Source organism: Cellvibrio zantedeschiae, assembly GCF_014652535.1.
Classification (GTDB): Bacteria; Pseudomonadota; Gammaproteobacteria; order Pseudomonadales; family Cellvibrionaceae; genus Cellvibrio; species Cellvibrio zantedeschiae.
Genome location: NZ_BMYZ01000001.1, coordinates 2,224,384 through 2,243,015 on the forward strand (window position 1 = coordinate 2,224,384; position 18,632 = coordinate 2,243,015).

The following is an 18,632-nucleotide window of genomic DNA, read 5'->3' on the forward strand; positions in this document are numbered from 1 at the left end:
ATAGCGACCCTTCGTATTTAGATGCCGATTTCGGATTCCTTAAGGTAAGTAACTATGCCCATCAGCGCAGAGCGTAAAAAATCATTTCGTACCATTGGCCACAAACTCAACCCGATTGTCACCATTGCTGGCAATGGCTTGAGCGAAGGCGTGCTGCTGGAGCTAAACCGCGCTTTAGACGACCACGAGTTGATCAAAGTTAAACTCGGCCTTGCCGACCGCGATGAGCGTAAAGCACTCGTTGCTGAAATTGTTGCATTGCCTAATGTTGAACTAATTCAAGAAATTGGCAAAGTAGTTATTCTCTATCGCGGCAATAAAAAAGCAAATCCTAAATTGTCGAATTTACATAGATAAACATTTTTGTCGCTTCAATAAAAAAGCCGCCTCATTGGGCGGCTTTTTTATTGAAGCAGTAATTAGATATGCTCGACCGTGTCGATTTCATATTCCACTTCGCCACCTGGCGCTTTTACAACAACAACATCACCTTCTTCTTTACCGATCAATGCACGCGCAATGGGTGAATTGACGGAAATTTTGTTAGCTTTGATTTCTGCCTCATCATCGCCCACGATTTGGTAGGTAACGGTTTGGTCTGTTTCCAAATTAATAATGGTTACAGTCGTACCGAAAATTACTTTGCCGGAATGTGGAATTTTAGTGACGTCGATAATTTGCGCATTGCTCAGCTTGCCTTCGATTTCTTGAATACGGCCTTCGCAAAAACTTTGTTGCTCGCGCGCGGCAGAGTATTCGGCGTTCTCTTTCAAATCGCCATGGGCACGTGCTTCAGCAATTGCATTCACAATACGTGGACGCTGAACTTTTTTAAGATCTTCTAACTCGGCCGCTAATTTTTCTGCGCCGAGCGCAGTCATTGGAAACTTAGTGCTCATTTCGTCTTTCCTTTAAGTACAAAGGCCTGATGAACAGGCCTTTTGTTGCAAATTAATGGTTATGAGAGCCAACTACGGGGAAATGCTGAAAAATGTTTTCAAGGCAGTCAGCGCAAGGCAAAAACAGGCAAAACAGCGGAGTTTATTGAAATAAATGAGCATGTTGAGCCTGCTTTTAACGACGCTATGACAACGTAGATAATTTTCAGTGTTTTCCTAGTGCTGTTGGGCCTTTACCTGCAGATGCAAATCTTGCAAGCGGCGCACTTCAATCTTGTCACCTTTTTTCAGCGCAGTACATACCGCCAAACCTGCTGCCAAAGTCGTGTTGTAATACACGCGATGATTTTCTGCGCTGCGACGAATAGATGCAGAATCACGTGTAGCTTGGCGACCTTCCACCGTATTTAAAATCAAATCGATTTCATCGTTTTTGATCATATCAACAATATGCGGACGACCTTCTTGCACTTTGTTCACGACCTGAACAGTTAAACCTGCATCTTGCAAAATATTTGCTGTGCCGCGAGTAGCAACCAACTTGAAGCCAAGCTCAGCCAAATCCTTACCTACGCTTACAATGCCATCTTTATCCATATCGCGCACGCTTAAAAATGCAGTGCCCGATGTTGGAATGCGGTTGTTCGCACCTAATTGTGATTTTCCGTAAGCTTCACCGAAACTATCGCCCACGCCCATTACTTCGCCGGTAGATTTCATTTCCGGGCCGAGGATTGGGTCTACCGCAGGGAATTTATTGAACGGGAATACCGCTTCTTTCACGCTGTAATAGCTTGGAATAATTTCTTTGGTAAAGCCTTGATCAGCCAGGCTTGTTCCTGCCTGACAGCGCGCCGCAATTTTTGCCAAAGACACACCAATACATTTAGAAACAAAAGGAACTGTACGCGATGCACGCGGGTTCACTTCGATCACATAAATTTTGCCATCTTGATAGGCAAGCTGGGTATTCATCAAACCAATGACGCCCAACTCAATTGCCATTTTCTTAACTTGCTCGCGCATTTCATTTTGCACATCAGCAGGTAAAGAATAAGGTGGCAATGAACACGCCGAGTCACCTGAGTGAACACCGCATTGTTCAATGTGCTGCATGATGCCGCCGATAACAACTTGCTCGCCATCCGACACAGAATCAATATCCACTTCAATAGCGTTATTCAAGAAGTGATCGAGCAACACTGGCGCATCTTCTGACACTTGCACTGCAGTGCGCATATACGTGCGCAACTCATCTTCTTTATAAACGATTTCCATTGCACGGCCGCCCAACACGTAAGATGGACGCACAACCAACGGATAACCAACGCGATCAGCAGCAACTAATGCTTGCTCAAGCGAACGTACAATCGCATTTGGCGGTTGCAACAATCCGAGTTTGTCGATCATTTGTTGGAAACGTTCACGATCTTCTGCGCGATCAATTGCATCTGGACTAGTACCAATAATCGGTACGCCTTCTGCTTCAAGAGCACGTGATAATTTCAATGGAGTCTGGCCACCGAATTGAACAATTACACCAACAGGTTTTTCTTTTTGAACGATTTCTAGAACATCTTCCAACGTCACTGGTTCGAAGAACAAACGATCAGATGTATCGTAATCTGTTGAAACTGTTTCAGGGTTACAGTTCACCATAATGGTTTCATAACCGTCTTCGCGCATCGCTAAAGCCGCGTGTACGCAGCAGTAATCGAACTCGATACCTTGACCGATACGGTTTGGACCACCGCCGATTACCAAAATCTTTTTCTTGTCGCTCGGGTTAGCTTCGCACTCTTCTTCGTAAGTGGAGTACATGTAAGCAGTCGATGTTGAGAATTCTGCTGCACAAGTATCAACACGTTTGTAAACCGGACGAACATTCAAACCTTGACGATAGTGACGAACTTCTTTTTCAGTTACGCCGAGCAATAAAGCCAAACGCTTATCAGAGAAACCTTTGCGCTTGTAGGCGAAAATTGCATCTGCATCTAAATTCGCAAGAGACTTGCCACGCAGCGCTTGTTCCATGTTAATTAATTCTTCGATTTGCACGAGGAACCATGGATCAATTTTTGAAAGGTTGAATGCATCTTCTACGCTCAAACCAGCACGGAAAGCATCGCCCACATACCAGATACGCTCAGCACCAGCAGTAGTTAATTCGCGACGAATTTTTGCGATGCCTTCTTCAGTTGTAACATCAACTTTTGATTCAAAACCGGCAGAGCCCACTTCCAAACCGCGCAATGCTTTTTGCAATGATTCCTGGAAAGTACGGCCAATCGCCATAACTTCGCCAACGGATTTCATTTGCGTGGTTAAGCGAGCATCTGCATCACCGAATTTTTCAAACGTGAAACGAGGAACTTTTGTTACAACGTAATCGATAGACGGTTCAAATGACGCTGGAGTTGCACCGCCAGTAATATCATTTTTCAATTCGTCGAGCGTGTAACCCACTGCGAGTTTTGCAGCGATTTTTGCAATCGGGAAACCTGTTGCTTTTGATGCGAGTGCAGATGAACGCGATACACGCGGGTTCATCTCAATAACAACCATGCGGCCATCAACAGGATTTACAGCGAACTGTACGTTAGAACCGCCAGTCTCAACGCCGATTTCACGCAATACCGCGATCGAGGCGTTACGCATGATTTGGTATTCTTTGTCAGTCAAGGTTTGCGCTGGCGCTACAGTGATTGAGTCGCCGGTGTGCACACCCATTGGATCGAAGTTTTCGATGGAGCAGACGATGATGCAGTTGTCGTTCTTGTCGCGCACAACTTCCATTTCGTACTCTTTCCAGCCCAGCAAAGATTCATCGATTAACAATTCATTAGTGGGTGACAAATCCAAACCGCGGGTACAAATTTCTTCGAATTCATCCCAGTTGTAAGCGATGCCGCCACCAGATCCACCCATGGTGAATGATGGACGGATAATGCAAGGAAAACCGAATTCCTTCGGAGCTTCTTTGGCTTCTTCCAAGCTGTGAACGATTTTTGCGCGGGCGCAAGACAAACCAATACGTTTCATCGCCTGATCAAACAGATTGCGGTCTTCTGCCATGTTGATGGCTTCTTCTTTGGCGCCAATCAGCTCGACATTGTATTTTTCGAGCACGCCGTGTTTAGCCAGCGCCAAGGCGCAGTTGAGCGCCGTTTGGCCGCCCATGGTTGGGAGGATTACATCAGGACGTTCTTTTTCAATGATTTTTTCAACAGTTTGCCACTCGATCGGCTCGATGTAAGTTGCATCCGCCATGGCTGGGTCGGTCATGATGGTGGCTGGGTTAGAGTTCACCAGAATAACGCGGTAACCCTCTTCGCGCAGGGCTTTACAGGCTTGGGCGCCCGAGTAGTCGAACTCACAGGCCTGGCCGATAACAATCGGGCCTGCACCGAGGATCAAGATACTGTTTATGTCTGTACGTTTTGGCATGTCTGCTCCGGTTCTTTAACTCCCTCCCAGTCTCCCCCTTGAAAAGAGGGAGGAGTTACATCCTGCCACCTACAAGGTGAAGTCAGTCCCTCCCCCTTTTCAAGGGGGAGGTTAGGAGGGGGTTTAGTGTTAGCTCTTACGAGCCTGCATCAATTCAATAAAGTGATCGAACAAGGTATCCGCTTCGTGTGGGCCCGGGCTTGCTTCGGGGTGCCCCTGGAAGCTAAAAGCCGGCTTGTCAGTGCGGTGAATACCTTGCAATGAACCATCAAACAGGGACTTGTGGGTCGCTTTGAGGTTCGCGGGCAAGCTCGCTTCTTCTACCGCAAAACCGTGGTTTTGGGCAGTGATCATTACGCGCTTGCTATCCAAATCTTGTACAGGGTGGTTACCGCCGTGGTGACCGAACTTCATCTTCAAGGTCTTAGCACCAGAGGCCAAAGCCAACAATTGGTGACCGAGGCAAATGCCAAATACAGGGATGTCGGTTTCGAGGATTTCTTTAATCGCATCAATGGCGTAAGTACAAGGCTCTGGATCGCCAGGGCCGTTGGAGAGGAAAACACCATCGGGATTCATCGCCAACACTTCAGCGGCGGTGGTTTTGGCTGGAACCACGGTCAAATCGCAATCGCGATCAGCCAAAAGACGAAGAATGTTGCGCTTTACACCGTAATCGTAAGCAACAACTTTGAATTTTTTAGGTGCGGTCAGTGCTGTGTGGCCTTTGCCCAATTCCCAGCTACTTTCATTCCATTGGTAAGCTTCGCTGATAGTAACTTCTTTCGCCAAATCCAAACCTTTCAAACCGCCGAAAGCTTTTGCTGCTGCCAAGGCTTTGGCTTCATCAACGTCATCACCTGCGATGATAGCGCCGTTTTGGGCACCTTTATCACGCAGTAAGCGAGTCAAACGACGGGTATCTATATCAGCGATGCCAACTACATTGCGGGCTTTAAGATAATCAGAAAGGCTTTGGGTATTGCGGAAATTACTGGCTAACAGAGGTAAATCACGAATTACTAAACCAGAAGCCCAAATTCGATCACATTCAGCATCTTCCTGGGTGGTACCGGTATTGCCTATGTGCGGATAAGTGAGGGTGACAATTTGTTGGGCGTAAGATGGATCAGTGAGAATTTCCTGGTATCCGGTAATGGCGGTATTAAAAACTACCTCACCAACGGATAAGCCATCGGCACCAATAGCAGTGCCACGAAAAACACTACCGTCTGCAAGTACGAGTAGCGCGGGTCTCTTCGCGAGAGTATTCAAGTAAACCTCCTGGGTTTGGCAGTGGTTTTAAATCGTAAAGCTATGAGCGCTTTATCCGCATGCCGTTCACTTTCTTCAGGCTCAAAAAGGCAATCGCACAGTCAAAAAGGCGCGAAAAGCGAGTTGAGTTCATGGTTTTTAGTGAAATTGGCCAGTTACAGGTTGTAAAAAAGCGAGATGAAATAAACTCCCATCTCGCTTTTTGTAGGTCGGCCCGGCGTTGTAAAGAGCGATGGCCTAAAATTCTGTACCTTTAGATTCTGTAACTGGGCGCAGCACAGCCGAGCGCAATCTGGCTGCGAATTCTACGGGAGTCGGGCGCGGGTGTCCATTGGAAAATCCCTGTTGCAGGGTAAATGACCGAGAAAGACGCAGGAATGGGTGCTTAATGAGCGGCTTTAGGTTTAGAAAATAATTTACCCACAAGGCTAGTTACTAAAAGCGCGATTGCGCCAGCCACTACACCTAAAACCATATTGGCAAGTGAACCGCCGAGAATGGCTGCAAACCCACCGTAGTAATGCTCGATACTGTGCTCGATCCCATGAAAAAAGGGCAAGCCGTGCGCCAGTATACCGCCGCCAACCAAAAACATGGCGACAGTTCCCGCGACAGATAAGACTTTCATTAAGACCGGTGCAGTGACCAGCAGGCCTTTGCCGACCTTGTGTTGGAAGCCAAGCCAGGCGCCCTGCCCTTGCTTTTGCAGGAGATGCAAGCCCATATCGTCCAACTTCACGATAAGCGCCACAAAACCGTAAACCCCTACCGTCATCAGAATCGCTACCGTAATGACTGCCGCGACCTGAACCATAAAAGCTGCTTTGGCAATTGCGCCCAGGGTGATTACGATAATCTCTGCGGAGAGGACAAAATCTGTACGAATTGCGCCTTTGATTTTCTCCCGTTCAAAATCCACCATATCAACGTGAGGATTGTGCAACGCGGCTTCCAATGCATCGTGCTCGGCTTTTTCTTCTGCATCACTGTGCAGGAATTTGTGCGCGAGTTTTTCCACACCCTCGTAGCACAAATACAAACCGCCAATCATCAACAGCGGTGTGATCAACCAGGGAACGAAAGCACTGATCAACAAAGCTGCCGGCACCAGAATGGCTTTATTGATAAAAGAACCTTTAGCAACCGCCCAAACTACTGGCAACTCCCGCTCCGCACGTACACCGGAAACCTGTTCGGCATTGAGCGCAAGATCATCACCCAATACACCTGCGGTTTTTTTTGCGGCGACCTTGGTCATGACTGCAACGTCATCAAGCACGGCGGCGATGTCGTCGATCAACAGTAGCAAACTGGAACCGGCCATAAAAATTCCTAATAATTCATGCTAATGAACAGTGAGGCAAAGGCAGCTTTCTCACTTGACCGCAAAAACGATACATCATACTCGATGCCTAGCTGAATGTTCTTTTCGAGCGAAACAGCAAAACCTGCAGCCACAACAGGCCCGAAACCCGACTCAGTGCTGGAGAAGTGCGCTAGATGCCACGATGAGAACGACTTCTCGGAATAATAATTGACACCGGCACGCCCAAAAACCTCAAGCCACTCAGCTGGCTTTTGTGAAAAGCGTGCAGAAAGTTCAACACTGCGAGTTAAGTTAGTTGAATCCGCACAAACCTCATCGCAATCATTGTTAATATGTTTGTAATCCACGTGGACCGCAATACGGGGAGTGATGTGTTTTTCCACAAAGAGCACAGTTGCATTCACATCTTGCGATGCACTCTCACCGCCAATATCGAGATCAACCTTCGTTTTGGACAACATTAGCCCAAAACGAAGATCATCGACGGATGTAGATGCTTCCGCGGCAGAAGCAGAGGCGGAAACCATCGCAGTAATAATCAACACTTTTAACTTATCCATAAAATATTCCTTATCAGTTTACGAGCAACTTATCTAAGACCTAAAACATCCTGCATATCAAACAAACCATTTTTTTGTTGTTGCAACCAAATCGCCGCACGCACAGCGCCGTTTGAAAATGCCAAACGACTGGACGCTTTGTGCGTAATTTCAACACGCTCGCCATCTGCCATAAACATAACGGTGTGATCGCCCACTACGTCGCCACCGCGCACAGTTGCAAAACCAATAGTGTCACGCGGACGCGCGCCAATTTGGCCTTCGCGACCATAGACAGCCACTTTTTTCAAATCGCGATCTAATGCATTCGCCAAAACTTCACCCATGCGCACAGCCGTACCTGAAGGAGAATCCACTTTGTGGCGATGATGGGCTTCGTAAACTTCCACGTCGTATTCATCACCCAATACACGCGCTGCAATATCGAGTAATTTAAAACAAAGATTTACACCGGTAGAAAAGTTAGCAGAAAGCAATAAAGGAATTTGCGTTTGATAAGAAAGCAGCTCAGCTTTTTCAGCATCGCTAAAACCTGTTGTACCTACGACGATTGGCTTTTTGTGAGCGGCACAAATTTTTACGTTAGCGAGTGTCGCCGCTGGCGAACTGAAATCAATCAAAACGTCAAATTGATCAACAACAGCTGCAATATCGCCCACTATTTTTACATCAATTTTACCGAGGCCGCCAAACTCGCCTGCATCAACACCAACCAATGAACTTGTAGGGCGAACAATTGCAGCAGCCAAAGTTGTATCAGAATTTTTATGGGTAGATTCAATAAGTGCTTTACCCATACGGCCAGCAGCACCGGCGATTGCAATTCTTGTTGTCATATAACTCTCTTCTTAATTTACTGAAGACTATTTGTCTTCATCTATTTCATTAAACAAATGCCCGAGCTTACCAGCTTTTGTTTCAAGATATTTTGCATTGTGTGGATTGCGACCTGTCTGATGCGGCATACGCTCAACCACATTGATACCCATATCTTGTAGCGCTTTTACTTTGCGCGGATTATTGGTAAGTAACTTTAGCGATTTAATATTTAAATGTTCGAGCATTGGTTTCAAAATGCTGTAGTCGCGCATATCTGCACCAAAACCTAACTGCTCATTGGCCTCAACGGTATCTGCACCGCAATCCTGCAATGAGTAAGCACGAATTTTATTCACCAAACCAATACCGCGACCTTCCTGACGCAAGTAAAAAATAACACCGCGCCCTACCAAACCAATTTTATGCATGGCAGCTTGCAATTGCGGGCCACAATCACAACGCAAACTAAACAGTGCATCGCCCGTTAAACATTCCGAATGAACGCGCGCGAGCAAAGGTTCGCAACCACTGATATCGCCCATGGTGAGTACCACATGCTCTTTTTCGGTCTTGTCATCTTCAAAACCGTGCATTACAAACATGCCAAAGGGTGTCGGCAATTTGCAAGATTCTATAAAACGAATTGTCACTGAACGACCTCAATAATTGTGAAAAATAAAATCAGTTTTATTTTTCTTTTAGTACCAACACGCCTTGATCAATTTTTAAATCCACTTTACTGAGATAACTATTACCCAATAAAACAACCGATGGCGAATCTGTACTGCTTACTGCTGCGGGCACCTGGTGTATAACAATATTGCCAACCGACACGCTCGACAAGGTAACGAGGAATGCTTTTGCAATACCATTAGCCGTGTTGACGTTAATCGGGGTTCCGGCGCGATAATCAATTCCCAAGCGTTCTGCCTCAAAGTGATTCATCGCAATTGTAGTCGCGCCCGTATCCACTAAAAAATCAACTGCGCTTCCGTTGATTAAACCTTTTGTTTGGTAATGCCCACCAAGACTACTGGCAATGCGTATTTCAGTTTTTTCCGCTGTTTTAAACTGGTTGACTATGCCACGCGATAAAGAAATCGTTTTACGCTTTCCTTCAATTTCCAATACAGCTTGTGTGCCATCAGCAGAAACCAGCAACACGCCTTCGGGGCTTTTGGTGCCTGCACGCAACATACGTTGCTTGCCATCAATCAGTAATATAGCGCTACCCTGCGCGAGCATCTTGGCTTCAATTTCAAAACCAAAACATATAGGCGCTAGTACAGCAAATATTATGGCCACCAATGCTTTCATTTATCTTCCTTGATCTTAATATGGATAAAAGTAAACGCAGGTTTGTAAAACAACAAACGCGTAGATACCTGCCAACACATCATCAATCATAATGCCAAAGCCGCCATCGACTTTGCGATCCAGCCAATTTATTGGCCAGGGTTTAATGATGTCAAAAAAGCGAAACAGAACGAAGCCCAGCAATATCCAAAGCCAGCCTTTGGGAGCGAGGAACATGGTTATCCAATAACCAACAAATTCATCCCATACTATGCCGCCGTGATCGTGCACGCCTAGTTGCTTTGATGAACGATCACACCAATAAACACCGAGCGCAAAAGTCACAACTAACCAAGTGCCGTAAATCGGCCAAGCCAAATCTTGCAGCAACCAATAAATAGGCACAGCGGCAAGCGTACCGAAGGTACCCGGTGCTTTGGGAGCCAAGCCACTACCAAAACCAAATGAAAAAAAATGATTGGGATTCGTCAACAGCTGCTTAAAGTTTGGTGTAGTCATTTTCAAATTCTTAAAATTTAGCGACCATTAAAAATGCTGGTAACCTTGCGCCGTTAATTCGTAGGCTTCGCCCTCTAGCTCACATTGCACACCAACACCTGCAACGATTTCGCCAACAACAGTCGCGTTAATTTTTTCTTGCGCGATTAACATGGCCAGCTCAGGCATTTTTTCCGGTGACACCGTAAAGCACAATTCATAATCATCACCGCCGCTCAATGCCCAAGTGCGCGCTTGTTGCAGATCGCCAACTGCAAGCAAGGCCGGAGAAAGCGGCAAATTTTCTACATCAATCACCGCTCCCAAATCGCTGGCTTCGCAAATGTGGTTTAAATCTGCCACCAAACCATCTGAAATATCGAGCGCCGCACTGGCGATTCCTTTTAATAAACCAGACTCAATTAAACGCGGTGTAGGACGATAAAAACGCTCGCGCAAATAATGTTCATGATCTGCGTTCAACGCTAGGCGGTTCTGCATAACCGCTAAAGCGGCCGCACCATCACCCAGTGAGTTGGTCACGCAAACAAAATCGCCAATGCTTGCACCATCGCGCCGCATAGCGTGATGCGACTCAACGGCGCCCATAACCTGAATAGTAATACTCAGTGGTCCAGATGTGGTATCACCGCCAACCAATACAATTTCATATTTATTAGCTGCACGAAACAAACCGCGACTAAAACCGCGCAGCCATTCTTCGCTAACATAATTAGAACTTTTGGGTAGAGTCAGTGCCAGCGTGAACCACAAAGGTTCTGCGCCCATGGCTGCCAAATCGCTAAGGTTTGTACGCAAGGCGCGCTCGGCGATATCTTCCGGTTTGGCGTCTGCGGGGAAATGCACATCAGCAACTAAAGTGTCCACCGAAGTTGCCAATTGTTGGTTTGCGGGAATTTGCAGGAGCGCGCAATCGTCACCTATACCCAGGATCACACTTGCTTGCGCTTTATCTTCCAGCAACAAATCAGCTTGTTCGCGCTGGAAAAACTCACGGATAAGTTCAAATTCGCGCATAGTAAATCGCGTGCGACAAGCGCGTGCGATTAATCTCCCCGATTGGCTTTCACTTCAACGGCACGAACCACAGCAGCGGTTTTATCCAACACGCCGTTGATAAATTTGTGGCTATCTTCTGCGCCAAATTTTTTGGCTAGCGAAACTGATTCGTTGATAACAACTTTGTAGGGAACATCGATACGGAATTTTAATTCGTAGGTAGACAGACGCAACAAGGCTTCCGTCACTGGGTCCAACTCAGTAAGCGCGCGTTCAACCAAAAATGGTTCAAAGGTCGCTTCAAGGTCGGATAAATGTTCAGGCACTCCGTGCAATATTTCGTGGAAATATTCCAAATCTACATTACTCATATCATTATCAACGCGAAACTCTGCTTCAATTGCGTTGATACTGGCACCCGCCATTTTCCATTGATAGAGCGCTTGCATGGCATAGTGGCGAGCCATACGGCGAGTGGCGGCAACGTGGCCTTTTTGAGCAGTGCCTTTTTGATTCTGGGAAGTCATTACTTTTACCTGATAAAGAACATTGATTGCGCTGCGCAATCATTAAAAGCTATTTCAATCTGCAACCTCTCCTATTAGTAAAAGAGGTTGCTTACTACTTAAACTCAATACGCCAAGGCGTTAAATATTACCAATGAGCGAAACCATTTCCAGAGCAGTGGAGGCAGCTTCAACACCTTTATTACCTGCTTTGGTTCCAGAACGCTCGATAGCCTGCTCAATGGAATCTACAGTCAGTACACCAAAGGTAATGGGAACACCTGCATTCAATGACACTTGCGCCAAACCTTTGGTGCACTCGCCAGCAACATAATCAAAGTGTGGTGTACCACCGCGAATAACCGCACCCAAAGCGATGATTGCATCGAATTCTTTTTTGGCAGCGATTTTTTGTGCAACCAACGGAAATTCAAATGCACCCGGTGCGTAATAAATGGTGACATTAGCGTCTGGAATACCGTGACGACGCAAAGTATCCAAAGCGCCTTCTTTCAAACTTTCTACAACGAAACTATTCCAGCGGCTCACAATCAAGGCGTACTTGCCTTTTGACGCGGCGAAATTTCCTTCGATAACTTTGATGTTGCTCATAAATTTTTCTCTTTAAGATTCCAATAAATTATTATGCGCTCAGGCATCAGGGCAAACGTATTCAACCACTTCCAAATCAAAACCTGACAAGGCGGAGTAGCGCATAGGCGCAGACATGACGCGCATTTTACGCACCCCCAAGTCGCGCAGGATTTGCGAGCCGGTGCCGACTTGTTTGTATAAAACTTCCGGGCTGCGGCGCTGTTGTTTTCCGCTCAACAACCAATCAATACTTTCTTCAACTTCGCTGGTGGATTCGTCGTGACAAATCAGTAGCACCACGCCTTTGCCTTCATCATTCACACGTTTGAGTGCTTCCTGATAAGACCAGGCTTTGCCACCTGCAATAGAAGGACGCTGCAAGCTTAAAATATCCCGCGCAAGATCCATCACATGTACGCGCACCAAGGTTGGTTCAGCGGTAATTTCGCCTTTTACCATCACAAAGTGTAGATCGCCGCGCGCTAAATCGCGGTAGGTGCGCAGCTCAAATTCGCCGTAAAGGGTTTCCACTTTACGAGTGTTAATGCAGGCAACGGTTTTTTCTTTGGTGGCGCGATAATGGATCAGGTCGGCAATGGTACCGATTTTTAAGTCATGTTGCTCGGCAAATTGCTCAAGATCTGGCCTGCGCGCCATGCTGCCGTCAGGGTTCATCACCTCAACAATCACCGCTGCGGGTTCAAAACCTGCCAAACGAGCAAGATCACAACCTGCTTCAGTATGGCCAGCGCGGCTCATAACGCCGCCCGGTTGGCTCATCAAGGGGAAAATATGTCCTGGCTGTACTATGTCGCTCGCCTTGGCATTGGCACGCACCGCAGCGCGTACTGTTAAGGCGCGATCCGCTGCGGAAATCCCCGTACTCACACCTTCTGCAGCCTCAATAGATACAGTGAAATTGGTAGTGTGTTGGGATTTGTTGTCGGTAACCATTAATGGCAAATCGAGCTGTTTGCAGCGCTCTTGGGTAAGGGTCAAACAAATCAGGCCGCGCGCGTGGGTGGCCATAAAATTAATATCTTCGGGGCGCACTTGCTCGGCAACCATAATCAGGTCGCCTTCATTTTCACGGTCTTCGTCATCCATCAGTATAACCATTTTACCGTGACGCATATCTTCAATCAGTTCTTCTATGGTGTTGAGTTGCATAGGCATTCTCTGTATCGATTTTCTTAAATTTGCTGATTAAGACCAGAGTGGTCTTGTGGTTGGTGATTAAAAAAAGCAATCAAGTCACCAACCGTCAGTATTTTTCCAGCCAGGGGATTTGCGGCTGTATGCCTAATGCACCGCCCCGCTCTCAGCGCAACCCGCTCAATAAGGTCTTCCATTTCGTCACCTGTTAAAAGGAGATCTGAATAGAGATTATCGCTCCAGCGCAAAGGAAAGTTTTGCACGGGCAGATCCAACCGTATTTCTTCATACACGGCGCGAACAACGAAGGTATCAATCTCCCTTAAATTTTGCTCGCGTGCGAATGTAGATAAAGATTCACCCACTCGCTGACTGACCAAAATACCGAAGTGTCGGTAAGCCTTGAACCGTTCATAAACAAACAGACCTAACACAATTGCTAACGCAGAAAGTGATACGAACGGGTGCACCCAAAAAATATACAAGCCCACAGACACCAATGCCAAAAGCACAAGCCAGCCCGCAACACCGAAAGGCTGCGGTTTGTACTTGGGCATAAGGCGTGAGGGAGTAGGCACTACACAAATCCATTCCTGGCTAAAAATTCGAGCGTAACACCGCCCTGCTCTGTACTTTCGGCGGCTTTATCACCCAGCATCAAACGCTCCAAATAGCGCGCGAGCACATCAACTTCAAGGTTAACGCTTGAACCAGCTTGATAGCTGCCCATAATCGTTTCCTTAAGTGTATGAGGGACTATGTTTAATTCAAACTCCGCGCCATCAACTTTATTTATCGTGAGACTGGTCCCGTCGACAGTGATTGAACCTTTATGGGCTATGTATTTGGCGAGCGCTTTGGGGGCGCGAATACGAAAGCGTTCTGAGCGGGCATCAGGGTGACGGCTAACCACCTCACCAATTCCGTCTACATGGCCGCTAACAATGTGGCCACCCAGGCGAGTTTGTGGTGTAAGCGCTTTTTCCAGATTAACGCGCTGGCCAACTTTCCAATTTGGCAGACTGGTGTTGTCGAGGGTTTCGCGCGACACATCGGCCCAGTAACCATCGCCCGGGAGATCTACAACCGTTAGGCAAACACCATTGGTAGCAATTGAATCGCCCAGACGAACATCACCTAAATCCAGACCATGGGTTTTAATACGCAAACGCAAATCGCCGTTTTTTGGCTGGAGCGCAACCACTTCGCCAATTGCTTCGATGATGCCGGTAAACATAGTTGGTCCTATTCCTGTGATCGCTGATATCTTGTGGTCGCTGAGGTCTTGAGTCGCTACAGCAACGAAGTAGCAAGTCTATAAGCCGTTACTACAAATTTCGAGAGTATCTTTAAACAGGTTTTGATCGAAAAATTTGATCTTCACTTAAGCCACAAAACTATTGGGTGTAACAGCCACTTTTACACTGAGATCAATTACCTTGGTTCGCGCTATCAAGTCGTGCAAGCAGCGCTTATCTCTGCGAAAAATCAACAGCACGTCGGCCAGACGCAATGCCACACCAATGACAGGCACCATGCCCATAATCCATTGGGAAAAATAACGCTGGGCGATCAACGCCATAAATGCCGGTTTTTGGTTGTCGAGCGTCACTATGGCAATTCCCATTACTTTCTTGCCGACGGTTTGACCCTGGTGATACAGCAAATAACCATGAAGCAGGAAAAAACTGATCATAGGCGAAAAGGTTAAAAGCATTTTTTGCGAATCAGAAAGTGCCGCCAGTTTTTTTATTAACTCTGCCTGGGCACTTTGCATATCAGCTGCTTGGCCGGGGTCGATACCCAAGTACTGCATAAAAAACATAAGCATTACGGCAATCAAGAAAACGTCGATTACAAATGCCAAAAAGCGCTTGTTGTATGAAGCCGTATTGTCGCCGCCCGTAGCGGATGAAGGCTGGAAACCCTCGGGTTGTTGATCGTTCAAAGCTGTACCTATCTACAATGACTTAGTTAACGAGGGCTAACCAAGCTAAAAGCAAAACTCATTAATATTCTGTATCCGGAACGGCGGTAATGCGCCAATCCGTACCCACCGCGCGCATATCGCTAATTTTTAGGGGTAGCGCGGACGACATACTCACCAGGGGTAAATCAAACAAAGGCCGCGCGCTGCTACCCAATAGTTTGGGCGCCATGTAAATAATCAACTCATCTACCAGGCCACGCCGTAAAAAATTGGCCGCCAGGGTAGCACCGGTTTCTACCAAAACTTCATTACATTGACGTTTAGCCAATTCGCTCAGCAAAGCGCCCAGATTAACGCGCCCATCATTGGCAGGCAGTGCGATAAATTCTACATGGTCCGGCCATCCGGTTAGCTTGTCAGCATCAGCGCTGCCATTATGGACAACTAGAATTGGCGTTTCTTGAGTAAGGATCTTGGCTTTGCGGCTCAAACGCACATTGGAATCCAACACCACACGCAGCGGTTGCTTGGCTGCAGCCTGTTCTGCATCGGGCATTTCCAGCTCATCTATTCGTACCGTTAGGGATGAATTATCCAGCAAAATGGAATCTATACCGCTGATAATCGCGCAGCTGCGAGCGCGTAAGCGCTGTACATCGCCACGCGCTTTTTTGCCTGTAACCCACTGGCTTTCACCGCTCGCCATGGCGGTGCGGCCGTCCAGACTCATACCCATTTTGCAGCGAACGAAGGGAAGTTTGCGCTCCATACGTTTAACAAAACCGGGATTAAGGGCTCGTGCGTCATCCTCCAACAACGGACCATCGACCTGAACATTGTGTTCGCGCAGATAATCGAGGCCACGACCGGCAACCAGAGGATTAGGATCTTCCATCGCGTAAACGACGCGGCTTATGCCTGCATCCACCAAAGCGTGGCTGCAAGGCCCGGTTTTACCGGTATGACTGCAGGGTTCAAGGGTAACGTAGGCGGTTACACCTTGGGCGTTATTGCCCGCCGCTGCGAGCGCGTTGACTTCCGCGTGGCCCTCGCCCGCGCGGATATGCCAGCCTTCAGCGACAACTGCACCGTTTTTTACCAAAACGCAACCAACTCGCGGATTGGGCATAGTGGTGTAGCGACCACGCTCCGCCAAACGAAGCGCTTGCGCCATAAAAGGATAATCGTCAGTGGTAATGGCCATGCTTAGAGTTTTTCTGATTCTGGCTGTTGTTCAAGGCGGTCGATTTCCTGACGGAATTCGTTCAAATCTTTGAAGCGGCGATATACGGAAGCAAAGCGCACATAGGCGACTTCGTCGAGCTTCTGCAATTGCTCCATAACCTTCTCGCCTACGGCAATAGATTTCACTTCGCGCTCACCGGTCGCTTGTAAAAAATGTTTGATGTGGTTGATGGAGGACTCAATCGCTTCAATACTGACCGGCCGTTTTTCCAGCGCACGCAATAAACCGGCGCGCAATTTGTTTTCGTCGAAAGGTTCACGCGTACCATTTTGTTTGATGATGCGCGGCATTACCAATTCAGCCACTTCAAAAGTGGTGAAACGCTCGTGGCAGGACAAGCATTCGCGACGGCGGCGCACCTGGTCGCCTTCAGCCACCAGGCGAGAATCTATAACTTTGGTATCTTCGGCACTACAAAAAGGACAATGCATCTTGCGCAACCCTAAGCATTTTTAGAAAGGGGCACATCTTAGCATATTGGAGGTTCTTTGCTGTCACCTTAGGCCATTGGGATTGGCGTCAGGTTATTGCGATGCCCAAATAAAAAACCCAGCCGAAGCTGGGTAACAGGAGTAACTCAAACGTTGATTAACACTTCTTGTTCTTACCACTTACATCTACCACACACTACACACAGGTCTTACACACTCGTTAAGGCGTTTTCTCATAAGCATCCGCTAAACCGGGAGCCGATCCATACCAGGGTTTGCCAGAGAAAAAGACTGCATCGCCAGAGCGGAATACGCCCTTAGCGCCCAAAGACATTTGCCCACCCTTGGTGATAAAGAAATAGGTAATTTTTGGATTGGCAGCTGCGATTGCTTTAGCTTGGTCAAGCGTTAAAGCTTTATCGCGACGCACTTCGTTTGCCCAATCTGCCCCCATGTATTGCGCCACATCGGCTACGCGAGTAAAAGCAACCGCTGCAGCTTTGGATGAGGCAGCAGAACTCACACTTGTTTTAACACTGCTTAGGCTGCTACTGCTTTTTGCACTGGATTTCGCTTCGCTTGATTTACTGCTGGCGATAATAATGGGTGTAACACTGGAAGCTGCTTTTGAGCTGGCAACTGAAGATACAGGTTTGGTAACTGCAATTGATGAACTGGCCTTTGAGCTCACTTGTGATGAGCTGGCTTTTGAACTCGAGCTGGAAGAAGGCGCTGAATAAAAATTAGCAATTTGCGGAGCCGTAATGCTTACTGCATAACGCGCATCGGCACCATTCACAGAATCTGTTCGGCTCACACCGCAGGGAACACCTTTGCAGGTTAATTCAGGGCTGGAAAATTTATAAATTTTTCCGCTCCAGTAATCTACATTGAATTCCGATTGGTATGCCATCACAGTCGCAAACTGATTTACAACACCGTAACCCAAGGCGTAAGCATAGGTGCCACCACTACCATCTTGTTTGCGCGAATGTTTTAAACCCATGTTGTGACCCAATTCGTGAGCAGTCACAAAATCACCGCAAGAATTTATGGCGATGTGCGAATACATATAATTTTTAATGTAGGGATTTGAAAAATCACCGTTGGTTCCCTGACCGCCAATCCAGGCCAAGCCACAACTGCCTTGAACAGATTTAAACTGACGATAAAAAATAACCATGTCTGCTTTGGCTTGTTCGCGCGCAGCCGCTACGCCAGAAAACGCAGAATTTTTTGCGAAGGTAATATCATTTAAAGCAACGTCAGCCGTATTATCATCGGTGTAATTCACCATTAATGTTTTAGCAACGCGCAACTCAACATTCAGATTTGAATCTTTATAAATTTGATTCGTTACTTGGAAAATTTGATTAATGCGAGTGGTTGGATCGCCACCGTAAGCATCGGCTGTGCCTTTGGTATAGACCACAAGTACATCAATCACGGCATTCGCAGCAAAGGTTGCGGAAGTGAAAAGCATCGACATTAAACTGACGATGATCAACAGACTATTTTTTAATAAAAGTTTCATAGGGTTTTCTCAATTGACTTTACATTAAACCCTCCGTGATTCACTAAATTGTGCGCGCATCCGTTAAAGCCAAACGCTATCTATTATGTGCTCAT

20 protein-coding genes are annotated in these 18,632 nt (G+C 47.0%); 1 reads left to right on the plus strand and 19 read right to left on the minus strand.

The genetic code is table 11. From position 1 onward, the window contains the following. Nucleotides 1-54 precede the first annotated feature (54 nt). Nucleotides 55-357 (plus strand): YhbY family RNA-binding protein, encoded by a 303-nt coding sequence (locus IE104_RS09865; protein ID WP_189417900.1) that lies wholly within the window; start codon nucleotides 55-57, stop codon nucleotides 355-357. Nucleotides 358-419: 62 nt separating this feature from the next. Here the strand turns inward: IE104_RS09865 and greA are convergent, their stop codons facing one another. From greA to IE104_RS09960, 19 genes are all read right to left on the minus strand, one after another. Further along, a complete protein-coding gene (gene greA, locus IE104_RS09870; RefSeq protein WP_189417901.1) occupies nucleotides 420-899 on the minus strand; it encodes a transcription elongation factor GreA in 480 nt (159 codons plus the stop codon). Nucleotides 900-1,115: 216 nt separating this feature from the next. After that, complete coding sequence (gene carB / locus IE104_RS09875; RefSeq protein ID WP_189417908.1) at nucleotides 1,116-4,346, minus strand: carbamoyl-phosphate synthase large subunit; 3,231 nt, start codon at nucleotides 4,344-4,346, stop codon at nucleotides 1,116-1,118. 129 nt (nucleotides 4,347-4,475) lie between these two features. Then, nucleotides 4,476-5,621, minus strand: coding sequence for a glutamine-hydrolyzing carbamoyl-phosphate synthase small subunit (gene carA, locus IE104_RS09880; RefSeq protein ID WP_189417915.1), 1,146 nt, complete (start codon nucleotides 5,619-5,621; stop codon nucleotides 4,476-4,478). Between the two features lie 385 nt (nucleotides 5,622-6,006). After that, on the minus strand, nucleotides 6,007-6,945 hold the full coding sequence (locus tag IE104_RS09885) for a DUF808 domain-containing protein (protein ID WP_189417917.1): 939 nt from the start codon (nucleotides 6,943-6,945) through the stop codon (nucleotides 6,007-6,009). A gap of 8 nt (nucleotides 6,946-6,953) precedes the next feature. After that, nucleotides 6,954-7,508 (minus strand): outer membrane beta-barrel protein, encoded by a 555-nt coding sequence (locus IE104_RS09890; RefSeq protein ID WP_189417919.1) that lies wholly within the window; start codon nucleotides 7,506-7,508, stop codon nucleotides 6,954-6,956. Nucleotides 7,509-7,537: 29 nt separating this feature from the next. After that, nucleotides 7,538-8,344 (minus strand): 4-hydroxy-tetrahydrodipicolinate reductase, encoded by an 807-nt coding sequence (dapB, locus tag IE104_RS09895; RefSeq protein WP_189417921.1) that lies wholly within the window; start codon nucleotides 8,342-8,344, stop codon nucleotides 7,538-7,540. A gap of 27 nt (nucleotides 8,345-8,371) precedes the next feature. Beyond that, nucleotides 8,372-8,977 carry a GTP cyclohydrolase II gene (gene ribA, locus IE104_RS09900; RefSeq protein ID WP_189417923.1) on the minus strand — a complete coding sequence of 202 codons (606 nt, stop codon included), beginning with the start codon at nucleotides 8,975-8,977 and terminating at the stop codon, nucleotides 8,372-8,374. Between the two features lie 37 nt (nucleotides 8,978-9,014). Next, complete coding sequence (locus IE104_RS09905; protein WP_189417925.1) at nucleotides 9,015-9,644, minus strand: retropepsin-like aspartic protease family protein; 630 nt, start codon at nucleotides 9,642-9,644, stop codon at nucleotides 9,015-9,017. A 15-nt stretch (nucleotides 9,645-9,659) separates the two neighbouring features. Next, a complete protein-coding gene (locus IE104_RS09910; RefSeq protein ID WP_189417927.1) occupies nucleotides 9,660-10,142 on the minus strand; it encodes a phosphatidylglycerophosphatase A family protein in 483 nt (160 codons plus the stop codon). A 27-nt stretch (nucleotides 10,143-10,169) separates the two neighbouring features. Beyond that, nucleotides 10,170-11,159 carry a thiamine-phosphate kinase gene (gene thiL / locus IE104_RS09915; RefSeq protein WP_189417928.1) on the minus strand — a complete coding sequence of 330 codons (990 nt, stop codon included), beginning with the start codon at nucleotides 11,157-11,159 and terminating at the stop codon, nucleotides 10,170-10,172. A 29-nt stretch (nucleotides 11,160-11,188) separates the two neighbouring features. Then, entirely contained in the window at nucleotides 11,189-11,668 is a 480-nt protein-coding gene (nusB, locus tag IE104_RS09920) for a transcription antitermination factor NusB (protein WP_189417930.1), read from the minus strand. 120 nt (nucleotides 11,669-11,788) lie between these two features. After that, complete coding sequence (gene ribH / locus IE104_RS09925; RefSeq protein WP_189417931.1) at nucleotides 11,789-12,259, minus strand: 6,7-dimethyl-8-ribityllumazine synthase; 471 nt, start codon at nucleotides 12,257-12,259, stop codon at nucleotides 11,789-11,791. A 39-nt stretch (nucleotides 12,260-12,298) separates the two neighbouring features. Continuing rightward, on the minus strand, nucleotides 12,299-13,411 hold the full coding sequence (gene ribBA, locus IE104_RS09930; RefSeq protein ID WP_189417933.1) for a bifunctional 3,4-dihydroxy-2-butanone-4-phosphate synthase/GTP cyclohydrolase II: 1,113 nt from the start codon (nucleotides 13,409-13,411) through the stop codon (nucleotides 12,299-12,301). A 23-nt stretch (nucleotides 13,412-13,434) separates the two neighbouring features. Then, nucleotides 13,435-13,974 carry a hypothetical protein gene (locus IE104_RS09935; RefSeq protein ID WP_189417935.1) on the minus strand — a complete coding sequence of 180 codons (540 nt, stop codon included), beginning with the start codon at nucleotides 13,972-13,974 and terminating at the stop codon, nucleotides 13,435-13,437. After that, a complete protein-coding gene (locus IE104_RS09940; protein ID WP_189417936.1) occupies nucleotides 13,974-14,633 on the minus strand; it encodes a riboflavin synthase in 660 nt (219 codons plus the stop codon). Before IE104_RS09940 ends, IE104_RS09935 begins: the two co-directional genes overlap by 1 nt. A 147-nt stretch (nucleotides 14,634-14,780) precedes the next feature. Next, complete coding sequence (locus IE104_RS09945; RefSeq protein WP_189417938.1) at nucleotides 14,781-15,344, minus strand: RDD family protein; 564 nt, start codon at nucleotides 15,342-15,344, stop codon at nucleotides 14,781-14,783. Between the two features lie 61 nt (nucleotides 15,345-15,405). After that, entirely contained in the window at nucleotides 15,406-16,530 is a 1,125-nt protein-coding gene (ribD, locus tag IE104_RS09950) for a bifunctional diaminohydroxyphosphoribosylaminopyrimidine deaminase/5-amino-6-(5-phosphoribosylamino)uracil reductase RibD (protein WP_189417940.1), read from the minus strand. Between the two features lie 2 nt (nucleotides 16,531-16,532). Beyond that, a complete protein-coding gene (gene nrdR / locus IE104_RS09955; RefSeq protein ID WP_189417942.1) occupies nucleotides 16,533-17,003 on the minus strand; it encodes a transcriptional regulator NrdR in 471 nt (156 codons plus the stop codon). A 220-nt stretch (nucleotides 17,004-17,223) separates the two neighbouring features. After that, nucleotides 17,224-18,537, minus strand: a complete 1,314-nt coding sequence (locus IE104_RS09960; RefSeq protein ID WP_189417944.1) for a zinc-dependent metalloprotease — start codon at nucleotides 18,535-18,537, stop codon at nucleotides 17,224-17,226. Nucleotides 18,538-18,632 lie beyond the last annotated feature (95 nt).